Raw genomic sequence first — 12,260 nt, 5'->3', positions numbered from 1 at the left:
CCCTTCCTGCAAACTCACGGAGTGAGAGCCATGACGTCCACCCCCCGTCACGTTCCCGTTGCCGTCGTCGGCGGCGGCCAGGCTGGCCTCTCGGTCAGCTACCACCTCAAGCAGCGCGGCATCGAGCACCTCGTCTTCGAGAAGAACACCGCCGCCCACACCTGGTCGACGCAGCGCTGGGACACGTTCTGCCTCGTCACGCCGAACTGGCAGTGCGATCTGCCGGGTCATCCCTATGACGGGCCGGAGCCGGACGGCTTCATGCGGAAGGACGAGATCGTCGCGTATCTCAAGGCCTTCGTCGCCAAGGTGAACCCGCCGATCCGCGAGGGCGTCTCGGTCACCCGCATCGAGCGGCAGGAAGACGGGATCTTCTCGGTTCAGACCTCGGAGGGCGACTACACCGCCGACGAGATCGTCGTGGCCTCGGGCGGCTACCACACGCCGATCATCCCGCGCATGGCCGAGAAGCTGCCGGACTCGATCACGCAGATCCACTCGAACCAGTACCGCAACGCCGCCCAATTGCCCGAGGGCGAGGTGCTCGTCGTCGGGTCCGGCCAGTCCGGCGCGCAGATCGCCGAAGACCTGCACCTCGCCGGGCGCAAGGTGCACCTCGCGGTAGGCGACGCACCCCGCTGCGCCCGGTTCTATCGGGGTCGGGACGTCGTCACCTGGCTCGCCGACATGGGCTACTACGAGATGACCGTCGACAACCATCCGCTGCGCGACGGGGTGCGCGACAACACCAACCACTACGTCACCGGCCGTGACGGCGGACGCGACATCGACCTGCGCCGCTTCGCCACCGAGGGCATGACGCTCTACGGCCTGATGGAGGACTACCGGGACGGTAGCCTGCGCTTCCGCGACGACCTCAAGCGCTCGCTCGACGGCGCCGACCGGACCTACAACGGCATCAACGCGGCCATCGACAAGTACATCGCAGAGAAGCGCATCGAGGCCCCGGAGCAGGCGCACTACGCGCCGGTCTGGGAGCCGGGCGAGCCGGTCACCAGCCTCGCCCTCGACGGTTCCGGCATCACGTCGGTGGTCTGGTGCATCGGCTTCTCGCCGGACTTCCGCTGGCTCGACGCCTCCGTGTTCAACGGTTCGGGCAGCCCGAAGCACAGGCGGGGCGTCACGAACGAGGAGGGGATATACTTCATCGGACTGCCTTGGCTGAACACCTGGGGCTCCGGACGTTTCGGCGCGGTCGGCCGCGATGCCGAACACGTCGTCCAGGCGATCCAGCAGCGCCTCGGCACTGAACGGTTCGCCCTGAAGTTCGCGGTCTGAGGCTGACCTCTTGGGTAGGCTGGATGGCACCGGGCAGCATATCCGGTGCAACCGCTTCTGTCTCGTTCCCTCGAAGCCCAAGGGATCGCTCCGACGATGTAGTGCCTGTGCCATCCATGCAACAAGGCATCACTCCAAGCATCGGCCAAGAAATATCAGGTAGACTACGAAGACTTACGACGTAGAATATAATCATTGTTGGATATGCATACAAATTTAGTGTACATCCAATCAATCAAAATAAACATCTAACAAGAATGCCGATATGCCAGTAACGCCGATGCTTCCCGGCGGACGGTTGCGGCTGCCTGATGCAGATCCGAGAAGGGGATTGATGATGTTGAAGAAGTTCGCGGTCGCGGCAGGGACGTTCGCCGCTATCACCCTGGGCGCAACCGCCTCGTTCGCGCAATCCACCACCATCCCCGGCGAGCAGGTCGGTCTCGCCGTCGGCGCGCCGCTTCCCGAGGGCATCTACGCCATCGACACCTTCATCTTCCGCCGGAACGACACCCGGTTCTCGACGGATACCGCGATCAACGTGCCGGTCCTGGTCTGGTCGACGGGCTTCAAGCTGTTCGGTGCCAACGTCCAGCCTTTGCTCGCCCAGCCCACGGTGTTCGGCTTCCCGAACAATCCGGGCGGCCTGCCGAACCGCGACTTCTCAGTCAACGTCGGAACCCTGGTCGGATCGATCTTCGCCTGGGACCTCGGCAACAACTTCGGCGTCAGCTACCTGGCGGCGGTCCATCTGAACGATCTGGATGCCGGTCGTGGCCTGACGCAGTTCTCGTCGAACACCTACCGCCAGGGCTTCGCAGCGAGTTACACGGGCGATGGCTGGAACCTCACCGCCAACCTGACCCATAACTTCTACGACTCCCCCGGTCGGTTCGAGGGGGCCGCCGGCCGGGCGATTGGTCCGCTCTACCTTGCCGACGCCCTCCTGCTCGACCTCACGGCCACCAAGAAGTTCGGCAAGTTCGAGGTCGGTGCGGTCGCCTACGGGGTGACGGACCTGCCGCTCGGCGGCGGCGACTTCGCGCGGGCCTCCGCGCAGGGCTACACCCGGGCCGGGCGCTTCGCGGTCGGCGGCCTGATCGGCTATGATTTCGGGCCCTTCACGGCGCAGCTGATGGTCGCCCGCGACGTCGCGGTCCGGACCCGCGGCACCGAATCCACCGACGGCTTCATTCGTCTCATCGCCCCGCTATACAGCGCGCCTAAGGCTGCCGAGCCGATGCCGGTCAATCTCGTCCGAAAGTATTGATCCCGGAGTTCGCGGCCCGGATCGCCCACACTTGAGGTGACGGTGCCGCGTCCGCAATCGAAGTGAAAATCCTTCCCAAGGACCCCGCTTTGATAGGGGCCGGGTGGTTCAGTCTCAACAGCTACCGCCACCCGGTCCCGCCCTCCGCAACGGAGTAGGTCGATGAGTTTACACATGCGGTTGGCTGGTGCCGGCTCGCCCCCCTCGGACGCGTCCAGCTATGTCCTAGGCATGCCGCACCTCAGCCCGAACGGCCTTTCCGAGAACTGGCTGTGGAAGGAACTCGGGCATCGTCACTGGAACATGATCGCCAAGGCCTATGGTAGGGCGGCGACCGGGTTCGGTTCCGTGGGCGACCAGCCCATCTACGCCGCGTTCCGAAACATCTCGCTGCAGGGTGGCGACCTTGGCGGCGTTCGAGAGAATGACAGCTTGGATGTAAGCTCGACGATTGCGCACCTCTCGGAGACCCGGGTCGTCAGTCGCCATTTAGCCGCGTGCCAGGACCGGTTGATCGCGGATGTGGAGATGACATCCGTATTCGTGAGACGGCAGGCGGAGGGCGTAAACCGATCCATTACCCGCGCGAGGATGGAAGGTGGAGAAAATATTAAACTTCCCCCTCAGGTCAGGAAAGTCGAACTCGCCGCTAGCGACCGAAGCGTCTCGCATCATGGTGAGTGTGCAGAAGAGTATGAGTTGGGGGCCGTGCTGATCGAGCCGTGCCCTTATTTAGACTTCAACGGCGCTGGGCTTCTTTACTTCAGTAGCTTCATCGCGGCCGTGGATCGGGCCGAATGGCGCCTCATCGGAAAGGATGCGGCTCTGTATGCGACTCGCGAGCGTCGAGCTGTTTTCCATGCGAACATTGAGATAGGTGACGACCTCACGGTGCGCATTCTGACTTCACAGCACAGTAATGTGTGTCACCATCGCGCCCTACTATGTGGCTCGGTAGACGGTAGGCTCCTCGCAGAGGTCATGACATGCCGTGCAATAACTTGAGTTAGAGTATGTTTGTGACTGCCCGTTTTCTTGGCTGGCCCACCCGAGTTCGGTCGATCAGGTGCGAAGTTGCGGCAAAAATGGCCTTGTGTTGAGCTTGTGATATTGCCGCTTCGCTTCCTGTTCTGTGGTCGGCGTGAATTGATCCGAAGGTGAGGCTGCAGTTCGGCTCAAAAGGAGCGGTCCGCGTTAGGCGAACCGCCCTTAGAGTGACGTTTAGCAGATTGGGCAGGACCACCACTGGCCTGGGTGAAGCCCAGCGCCGTTAGGTGACGGCATACCCTCAGGAATGGGTCCTGCCTGAATCGGTAGAGTTCTATCCTGATGTAAATCTGATTTCGCGGGGTGCCGAACCGATCCTGTGGTCAAGTCATCCTTAGCACGCGATGATTCAACAACCATGCCGTCGGTGCGGTACGAGGGGGCCTGAAATTGATGCCCCCATGCTTCGAACGTGCGCACTTCCTGCGCCTGTGCAACTCCGAAGGTGCCTGCAACGACCGTCAAAGCAAAGAACAAACTTTTATGCACGACAATTCTCCTTTATCTAATTGCACCGCGCCATGCGTGTGCTTCTGAAGTAAGCATAAATGTTCGGCTCCTAATTTATATCATGACTTTTATATAATGGGTACATACTGTAGTCTAGTTTCTGATAAAAAGGTGTGGGACGACATGTGTGACAAGCGGACGTTCCGCCGCCGGTATCCAAGCGTGGAACACTCAATCCCTAGGTAAGGAATCGACGCGACGGGAGCCGTCGGCCTCCTCCGTAGCGGTTACAGCGATGGTCTGGCCCTTCGGTGTAATGATGGGGAGGGGACTGCTACTTCCATCCGCTGAATCGCAGGAAACTCGACTGATGTTCGGTTCCAGGGTATGACGGTTCGATCTTCACGCGTGAGTGGAGGGATGTGCTAGGGAATAAGCTTTCTACAGCGGCCTTACGGCTGAGACGGCTCGCCGAACGATACCGCATAGTCATTTTTGGACGGCTCTAGCTCTGCGAGGGTGAAGTCGGGGGGGCGGACAATTTGTCTGGTGCGGTTACCTTTCCGGCCTGTTGGCGCGACACCGGTGACCGCTGGCTCTGATGAAGTCCGCTGACCAGGCCCGTTCAAGCGACCGAGCACGCAGCTTGGACTATGCTGCGGAGCGCTTGGCATGCGGCGGCGTTCCGATCATCACCCCTCCTGCACCCCTACAGTCCAGAGCTGCGGGGGAACCGCAGCGATTCCATCAGGCGTGACTTGGTTCGTGATAGGCGCCGCCACACGCCAGCAGCGCCACACTATGCCCGTCGTCTTGTTGACCATGGCGACGGTTACGACCCGAACCGAATGACGCTTCAGGAGTGAGTGTATCTATACCGCTGCGCCGCGCGTGCTCGTGCGAGCCAGATGGATTACCGACACTGCTCCCACCACCAGGAGCTTGCGAAAGTAGTCGTCTAACGGACATGAACATGGCCGGCATCAACGGGCGGGGGGTGCGGCACCGCGATCGGCAGAACGCGCCGGACCTGCCTATTATCGTCATAATTGCGCTCATCAACAAGACGGTTCGGCCGCCATCCTTTATGGGTGGGGCGAAAGAGGTTGTTCGTTACGAGATTATCTCGGATGACCTTGTCAGATGCTTGGGTGATACCTTTGCACATTTATCCTCATCCCTTCGGTGGATCGCGGCGCACCTTCCACGTTCTCGGCAACCATTTCTCTCTTCCGATGTAAATGAGCGAGAGACTAAGCCAGCATCGCGCTGGTATGAGATCATATCAATCCAGAGCGCCGCAGCGATAGCCGCTTACAGCGCTTGTCAAATATCCCGGGCTTGTTTCTCCTCTGAGGTATTGCCTGACCCCAACCTTCGTATAGTTCCACTTCCCGCCTCGGCACGGCATGTTTCTTCGCATCGAACTGCAGCCGAACGGCGCTTCAACGGTCGACCTAGAGAACGACGATGCCTAGGTTGATTGACAGTGAAGCCTCATTTTTCTCGATACTACCCGTTGCGGTAGCCGAAAGCGTCGCGGTGGCTATGCCCCGTTTGCTCGCAGTCGCTGGACCCGGCCTCGGGCAGCCGCTTCAGGTGGCCGCGTGGGCCGTCGGGCGTGCGCAGCAAGGAGGTCGCCGCTCAGGTATTGCCGCACGGCTCGACGTTACCGCGGTGGCTTCGAAGCCTCTCAGTTTCGATTTCAATGATCTTATCAGACCATTCCACTTGGTCGACGTGATCGAGCTCAAACGCCCGGCCAACCGCGTGGACGACCCGTTTGCGGAGATCGGGGGGCACTGGCAACACCACGCACAAACGGATTGCTTCCGCATGGAGGCCGCTGGGTTGTGAGAGCGCGTGACCTGTACTGCCAATCCATGTTGGAGGGGGATCTACGATGGGCAAATTCCAAAAAAATCCTTCGAGATCAACCTGATTCCATCTCAGGGCGGGGGCTGCCGAGCCCCCGGAAACTGTGAGAACCCTCTTCGTGATATCTACTTGGCCCATCGGGAGGTGGCGATCTCATGGGCCTTCTGTGTCTACCATGGCACATCAGCGCATTGTTGCGCGGCCTGCGACAGGAACCTCTACGTCCTCTCCGGGCACAGCGTGTCTCGGGTGGAGGACTCAGCCACCGTCGCCGAATTTGCGCCCGGCCAGTTGCTCCTTCTTGGGGGCGGCACTGCCGAGGCCCTGTTCGACATGCCGGCAAGGCCGATGCCGTTCCTGTCCGTCAACACGCCATACCACACGTCTACCGACAAGATCTTCATGGATCCACGGGACGGCACTGCCGGCAACCTTCCTAGCGCGCAACGCTGCGGCCGATTGATACGGATCACTGGAAAAAGGAGAGAGACGATGGGCAATCCGGTAAACGTCGCGGCCATAAGCGTGGGGGCAGCATCCCCGGCACCCACCATTCCGACCTCGTTCTTCGGCATGGTGCTGGGGCTTGCGGGTCTAAGCAGCAGCTGGCGGGCAGCGCACGAGGCGTGGGGGTTGCCATCAGCGATCGGGGAAGGACTGATGGCTCTGGCGGCTTTCGTCTGGGCGTTGTTGCTGATCCTCTACGTCCGAAAGTGGTTGGTGGATTCTCCCGCTGCTTCGGCCGAGCTTGAGCACCCGGTCCAATGTTGCTTCGTAGGCCTGATCGGCGTGTCCACCATGCTGATCGCGGGCGGCGCCCTCCCATATTCGCGCACAATCGCCGAGGCTCTCTTCGCCGCCGGTGCACTGTTCACGCTGGTCTTCGCCATCTGGCGCACGGGCGGCCTGTGGCACGGTGGCCGGGATGCCGGAACAAGCACCCCGGTCCTGTACCTGCCAACTGTCGCCGGCAGTTTCGTGACCGGGATAGTGGCGGGCGCACTCGGCTGGGCGGACTGGGGACAACTCGCATTCGGTGCGGGTCTATTTTCCTGGCTGGCGATCGAGTCGGTGCTGATCCATCGATTGCTTACCGCGCCCGCCCTCGCCGCTGCTCTCAAACCGACGCTCGGCATCCAGCTTGCACCGGCACCCGTCGCAGCCTTGTCCTATCTCAGCGTCACGGCTGGGTCGCCCGACATCGTTGTGCACGCCCTGCTCGGCTATGGCCTGCTGCAGGGTCTGGTGCTTGTGCGACTTTCCCGTTGGATCTGGACGGGCGCGTTCACCCCGGGATACTGGGCATTCACTTTCGGGGCGACTGCCCTCGGCACTGTACCGCTGCGCCTTCTGCAGCGCGGCGACGGAAACGCAGTCGCCACTCTCGCGCCCCTACTCTTTGTTATCGCGAATCTTGTTGTGATCGCGGTCGCAATCGCCACTCTTCGGCTCGCATTGCGGAACGAGCTACTGCCCAAACCCGTCGTGCAAGCGAGCTGATCAAGCCCGAAAGTAAGGACAACGGCATCCTCGCCAGCGAGGAGAGATTGGCAGGAAGTTCCCGCCAGTCGACCCGTGCTTTCGGCCTTCCTCGAAGCAGGGATCAGAGACGACTTCCTCGTTGCCATGATGCTTGTACCGCAGGAACTTAGCCGTAAGTTCCTTTCTCACCCGGTCGCCCTTGTTATTGGGCTCAAGCACCATGGTCACGATGAACTCGATTGGTCTGATCAGTATTCTGGACCGAGCCAAATAAGAGACTACTGTATCACGGGGTCAATGAGTAGCTCAAAAGCCAAATCCGGGAAGGTGACGGGTGCAGTCGGCTGGTAACCAAAAGGGAAGTGCGGCCGGATGCGATTGTAGGTGTTCTGACAGATCTCGATCACGATCTGCGCCTCCTTCAGTGAGTATAAGATCTCCTGGTGCACGAGCCGGCGCAAACGCGCGTTCTTGCGCTCCAGATCCTTCATCCGACGCGCTTGGTCAATCTGGAGGCCCACGTATTCCTTTTGCCAGCGATAGTAACTCTGCTCGGAAATCTTCGCTTCCCTACACGCTATCGCCAAACTCTTGCCGTGTGCCGTCTGAACCTCGATCTGTCGCAGCTTCAGCACCACCTGGTCCGCACCCGTCTTCTGACCTCGCTTCATGCCCAGCTCCTTCGGTACTGGCTGATCCTCTCAATCAGCCCGGTCCAAAGCCAGCCGGTCTGGTCAAGCCTTGAAACGGGAACCGCTCGGCTGCCGCCGCCAAGTGGCTGCCGGTGCGACGGCAGCTCACCAGACTTCTGTATGGTTACATTGTGGCCAGCTTCGCCGCATGGTGGCTTCGGTCGAGGCGCCCGGAGGGGGCCTATGCCAAGCGAGGAGGCTTGAGTGGGACTGACGGTGACGATCCCGAGCGGAACTGCGGCGCATGACGCAGTGCAGCGTGCCGAGGCGGCTTGCAGCACCATGTCTCGCCTATTAACGGTGGCGGGCCACGACCTCAAACAGCCGCTTCAAATCGCCCTCATGGCCATTGAGCGCGCGGTCTTAGACGGGGTGGGTCCCCGCGCGGCCGCACGCCTCGGGCTGGCCAGTGACGCCCTTCAGCGGCTCGGGCGCGCACTCGACGATCTCGCGCGCTCCTCGCAGGCCGACGGCACGCCGCCGCAACTCTGCACGGTGCCGCTCGGACCGCTGCTGGCGACTATTGTCTCCGAGTCGCAGCCATACGCCGAGGCTGTCGGGGTAGAACTCCGGGTTCACGCTACGGATCTGCGGGTTTACAGCGAGGAGGCGATGCTGGAGACCATCCTGCGCAACCTCGTAGGCAACGCCGTCAAGTACGCAGGCCGGGGCGGGCGCGTACTTGTCGGGTGCCGACGCATGCGCGGCATGATCACGATTGAAGTACATGACAACGGTCCGGGTATCGCGCCCGAACGCCTGACCGGCATCTTCCAAGCCTTTGACCGCGGCGGGCGACGTGACGGGGCCGGGCTCGGCCTCGGCCTACATATTGTACGCCAGACCGCCCAGGGGCTAGGTCACCCGGTCGAAGTGCGCTCTCGATACGGGCACGGATCCGTTTTCAGCGTGATCGCTCGCTGCGTCGATCGCCGGACAATCTCCGATGAGGAATGTTGAGTTCTGGACGACATATGCGGCCGGACTTCAGAGCGGCTTGACCGTGCAGAGCGCAGACGTCCTAATCGTACTCGGCATCTTCCCCATCGACGTCAACGCATCGCTCGAAGGGGCCGTCGCCGTGCTCTGTAGCGTGGTCGTGCTTATCGCGGACTGAGGTGTCCTCGGGAGAGAGGAAAGGTCATGGTATGCGGCCTAACCGGCGAGACAGACGCTTACTTGGACGGATTAATCGTGCAGGTCGGCTCAAACCCATACCAACGTATGCCGCAAGCAAATTAATCCGTCCTAGTGTGAAAATCGTGGCCACGCTAAGGTCGCGCGATAACTGGCACCACGTCGAGGCTGGGAGAGATGAACGTCGCTAAGAAACCGACGACGAAGGCGGTAGGCTCCAACATAACCGACGCGTTGCCGCTCGTGATCGTCGTGGATGACGATGCCGACGTTCGCGCCAGCCTCACCGACATGTTTCTTTCTATCGGCACAGAATCCGTGACATACGGTTCTACCGCCGAACTGATGGCGGCTGGCGTTCCGGAACGGCCTACGTGCCTTATCCTCGACCTGCGTATGCCTGGTGCTAGCGGTCTTGAGTTGCAGGCGCAGTTGGCCAAGCAAGGAATCCGAGTTCCGATTATCTTCCTGACCGGCTATGCGGACGTGCCGACGTCGGTGCGCGCCATGAAGGCAGGCGCGGTCGACTTTATGGCCAAGCCATTTCGTGAGCAGGAACTGCTGGATGCTGTGGCCGAGGCCCTGCGACGCGACGTTGACCGTCGCAGGGAGGACGAGGAGGTGAACGGGATCCGATTACTGGCGATCCAGCTCACACCGCGCGAGCGCGATGTCCTCGAGGGTGTAAGAAGGGGACTACTGAACAAGCAGATCGCCTTCGAGCTTGGTATCTCCGAGATCACAGTGAAGATGCACCGTTCCAGTGCCGGTCGTAAGCTGAAGTCCGTGTCCGTCGCAGACATGGTCCGTAAGGTCGAGCTGATTAGGTCATGATGCGAAGATAGGGACCCGCCATGCCTGGCTGAGCTGCTGCCGCGGGCGCGATGCGCGAAGGCAACTGGACATAGGGCTACTCGGCGACGGGAAGAGTTAGGACCGATATCGCGCCTCGTGCGTCGCTACGGTCGCGCAACTCGAGGGATCCGCCATGCGCCTCGGCTATGGACCGGCAAATGGTCAAGCCTATCCCCAGACCATCCGGCTTGCTGGTCCTGAAGATCTGGAACGGAGAGGCGAGGAACTGCTTCGAGAGGCCCGAACCGCTGTCACAAACCTCCACGCGGACGGTTCGGCCTTCCGATCGGAATCTAAGGTCCATGCGGCGATCGCCGGGAGGTATCCCCTCCATCGCCTGAATAGCGTTCATCATCAGATTAGAGAGAACCTGTTGAAGTTGGATACGGTCGCCTCGGACCGCGGGAATGGCCAGCGCGCGATCAAGGAAGACCTGCACGCTCTTTTCGTTAAGCTCCTGGCGGAGAAGTAGGCGGGTCTCCGATGCGATCTCATGAAGCGAGAGACGCGCCATCGGAACCTCCCTGTTGGCGGCGACAGCTCTGAGTCTTTGAATGATCTCTCCAACCCTTGATGCATGCTTTCCTATGAGGGAGAGTACACTTGCCAACCTGAGGGTCGGCGGTTCGGGAGATCGTGCGAGCCGTTCTGCGGCGGCGGCATGGTTCGAGATCGCTGTGATCGGTTGGCTTACTTCGTGTACGATCGATGCAGTAAGTTGTCCAAGAAGTGATATGCGTGACGCATGAGCGAGTTCCTGACGCATTCGTTCCACTTCATCTCGCGCCCTGATCTGTTCGGTGATGTCGATTTGCGCGACCAGGACGTCACTGCGTGTCGGGTCGGGGTTCGAAACCCGGCAGAACAGCGTGTCCACCGGAGTACCGTCCAAGCGAAATATTCGCATCTCCGATTGGAATACCGGCTCACGAAGGTATGAACTCTCGATCGAGCGCCGCATCGCCTCGCTTCCCGGCGGGATGATGCCAGTCATGCTGCGGCCAATCAGTTCTTCTGCAGAGCGCGCTCCGAAGAGCCTCACGACCGCCTCGTTGACGGATGTGAGCCGCAGATGCTCGATCACAAAGTCGATGAAGTCTGGATTGCGATAGATGTATTGGCGCAGGTCGGGGATGCCCTCCGACCGTAGCCGACTGAAAGCCTGTGCAACCTCGGGCGCTGCAAGCTCGGACAGGGCGATCGTGGGTACATCCATGAGCATTTGCCTGCTCGTGGTCACGTCCCCGAGCAGACGTGCAGCCTGCACACGATCTGAGATGTCCGTGAATCCCACAAGAAGGGTCCCCCCTCCTACTGTGCCGGGCAAGAACGAAACCGTGAAAACCGCCTCGAACTCTCGGCCGTCGAGCGCACGCATCCGCGTCTCGGCAACATGGCGCGGCCTCTTTGTGATTGCCGAGATTACACTTTCTGTGAAGTCCGAAGTGCTGTCGTCAGGCCAGTAGTAATCCAGCGGAGTGGCGATCAACTCTCGCTTGCTCCCTGGGCCGAACATCTCGAGTGACCGGTCGTTCGTGTCGACGATCCGGGTCGCCCTCATCATCTCGCGAGAAATTTCAGGGTATGCCCGAAGGTGTGCAGCAAAATCGGTAACCCCGTTTTCCGCGAGTTCGCTCAGGATCAAACCGACGCCGCTGAAGTCGAGCTCCCAGAACGAAGCTGCTACTGCGCCGAAGAGATTGCGATAGCGGTATTCGCTTGCAGCCAGGGCGCGCTCGGCCGGATGCTCGGTGTCCAAGACCGACGAGACTTCCATCCATTCTGGAGGTTCGAGTTCGGTTGATCGGGCCAGCCGAAGGCGCACTGTGCACGTCGAGCCATCGCGCCGCCGCCGCTCTTGCTTTCCCTCCCAGGCACCTGCAACCCCGACGGCATCCTTAGCTTTCTCGGAATACCCGCCTATCAAGTCGGCAACCTTGCGACCCAGCGCCTCATGTGGCTGCCAGCCGTACAGCATGGCTGCGGCAAGGTTCCAACTGGTGATCTCTCCGTCCGGACTGCTCGAGATCAGGCTTTCGCTGGCCACGTCGAGCAGTTGCGCTGGAACTCGCTGCACTTGGCTTCCTCTGTTGGTTGCCGCCAGTCGCATCCCAGCCGGCCTCGACGGAACCCTTATTGGTTCCCTCACC

Annotated in this window: 8 protein-coding genes and 1 pseudogene; 7 read left to right on the top strand and 2 right to left on the bottom strand. The window is 60.9% G+C overall.

Annotation, left to right across the window (positions count from 1 at the left end; genetic code table 11):
* The first annotated feature begins 30 nt into the window (after window positions 1-30).
* From ACYQML_RS03505 to tehA, 5 genes are all read left to right on the top strand, one after another.
* Window positions 31-1,299, top strand: coding sequence for an MSMEG_0569 family flavin-dependent oxidoreductase (locus ACYQML_RS03505; RefSeq protein WP_461234721.1), 1,269 nt, complete (start codon window positions 31-33; stop codon window positions 1,297-1,299).
* Window positions 1,300-1,636: 337 nt separating this feature from the next.
* On the top strand, window positions 1,637-2,569 hold the full coding sequence (locus tag ACYQML_RS03500) for a transporter (RefSeq protein ID WP_461234720.1): 933 nt from the start codon (window positions 1,637-1,639) through the stop codon (window positions 2,567-2,569).
* Window positions 2,570-2,800: 231 nt separating this feature from the next.
* Window positions 2,801-3,574: a Pnap_2097 family protein gene (locus ACYQML_RS03495; RefSeq protein ID WP_461234719.1), complete on the top strand. Its 774-nt coding sequence runs from the start codon at window positions 2,801-2,803 to the stop codon at window positions 3,572-3,574.
* A gap of 1,962 nt (window positions 3,575-5,536) precedes the next feature.
* Window positions 5,537-5,923 (top strand): hypothetical protein, encoded by a 387-nt coding sequence (locus tag ACYQML_RS03490; protein ID WP_461234718.1) that lies wholly within the window; start codon window positions 5,537-5,539, stop codon window positions 5,921-5,923.
* 150 nt (window positions 5,924-6,073) lie between these two features.
* Window positions 6,074-7,444 carry a dicarboxylate transporter/tellurite-resistance protein TehA gene (gene tehA, locus ACYQML_RS03485; RefSeq protein ID WP_461234717.1) on the top strand — a complete coding sequence of 457 codons (1,371 nt, stop codon included), beginning with the start codon at window positions 6,074-6,076 and terminating at the stop codon, window positions 7,442-7,444.
* Window positions 7,445-7,872: 428 nt separating this feature from the next.
* Here the strand turns inward: tehA and ACYQML_RS03480 are convergent.
* Window positions 7,873-8,097 (bottom strand): annotated as a pseudogene (locus tag ACYQML_RS03480) (transposase); the annotation flags it as partial.
* Window positions 8,098-8,322: 225 nt separating this feature from the next.
* Here ACYQML_RS03480 and ACYQML_RS03475 point away from each other — a divergent pair.
* Both ACYQML_RS03475 and ACYQML_RS03470 read left to right on the top strand, forming a co-directional pair.
* Window positions 8,323-9,078, top strand: a complete 756-nt coding sequence (locus tag ACYQML_RS03475) for a sensor histidine kinase (RefSeq protein WP_461234716.1) — start codon at window positions 8,323-8,325, stop codon at window positions 9,076-9,078.
* Window positions 9,079-9,432: 354 nt separating this feature from the next.
* Window positions 9,433-10,089, top strand: coding sequence for a response regulator transcription factor (locus ACYQML_RS03470; protein WP_461234715.1), 657 nt, complete (start codon window positions 9,433-9,435; stop codon window positions 10,087-10,089).
* A gap of 76 nt (window positions 10,090-10,165) precedes the next feature.
* Here ACYQML_RS03470 and ACYQML_RS03465 read toward each other — a convergent pair whose 3' ends face one another.
* The gene (locus tag ACYQML_RS03465; RefSeq protein WP_461234714.1) at window positions 10,166-12,220 is read right to left on the bottom strand and encodes a PAS domain-containing sensor histidine kinase; all 2,055 of its coding nucleotides are present in this window, start codon (window positions 12,218-12,220) and stop codon (window positions 10,166-10,168) included.
* Window positions 12,221-12,260: the final 40 nt, after the last annotated feature.

The sequence above is a fragment of the Methylobacterium sp. CM6244 genome (assembly GCF_054817885.1).
Note: the sequence above shows the minus strand (reverse complement) of the source record. Positions and strands in the feature narration are given on the sequence as shown.

Bases quoted from the DNA above. Each gene is read 5' to 3' on its own strand.
- ACYQML_RS03505 (WP_461234721.1), top strand. From the start codon at position 31: ATGACGTCCACCCCCCGTCACGTTCCCGTTGCCGTCGTCGGCGGCGGC.
- ACYQML_RS03500 (WP_461234720.1), top strand. From the start codon at position 1,637: ATGTTGAAGAAGTTCGCGGTCGCGGCAGGGACGTTCGCCGCTATCACC.
- ACYQML_RS03495 (WP_461234719.1), top strand. From the start codon at position 2,801: ATGCCGCACCTCAGCCCGAACGGCCTTTCCGAGAACTGGCTGTGGAAG.
- ACYQML_RS03490 (WP_461234718.1), top strand. From the start codon at position 5,537: ATGCCTAGGTTGATTGACAGTGAAGCCTCATTTTTCTCGATACTACCC.
- ACYQML_RS03470 (WP_461234715.1), top strand. From the start codon at position 9,433: ATGAACGTCGCTAAGAAACCGACGACGAAGGCGGTAGGCTCCAACATA.
- ACYQML_RS03465 (WP_461234714.1), bottom strand. From the start codon at position 12,220: ATGCGACTGGCGGCAACCAACAGAGGAAGCCAAGTGCAGCGAGTTCCA.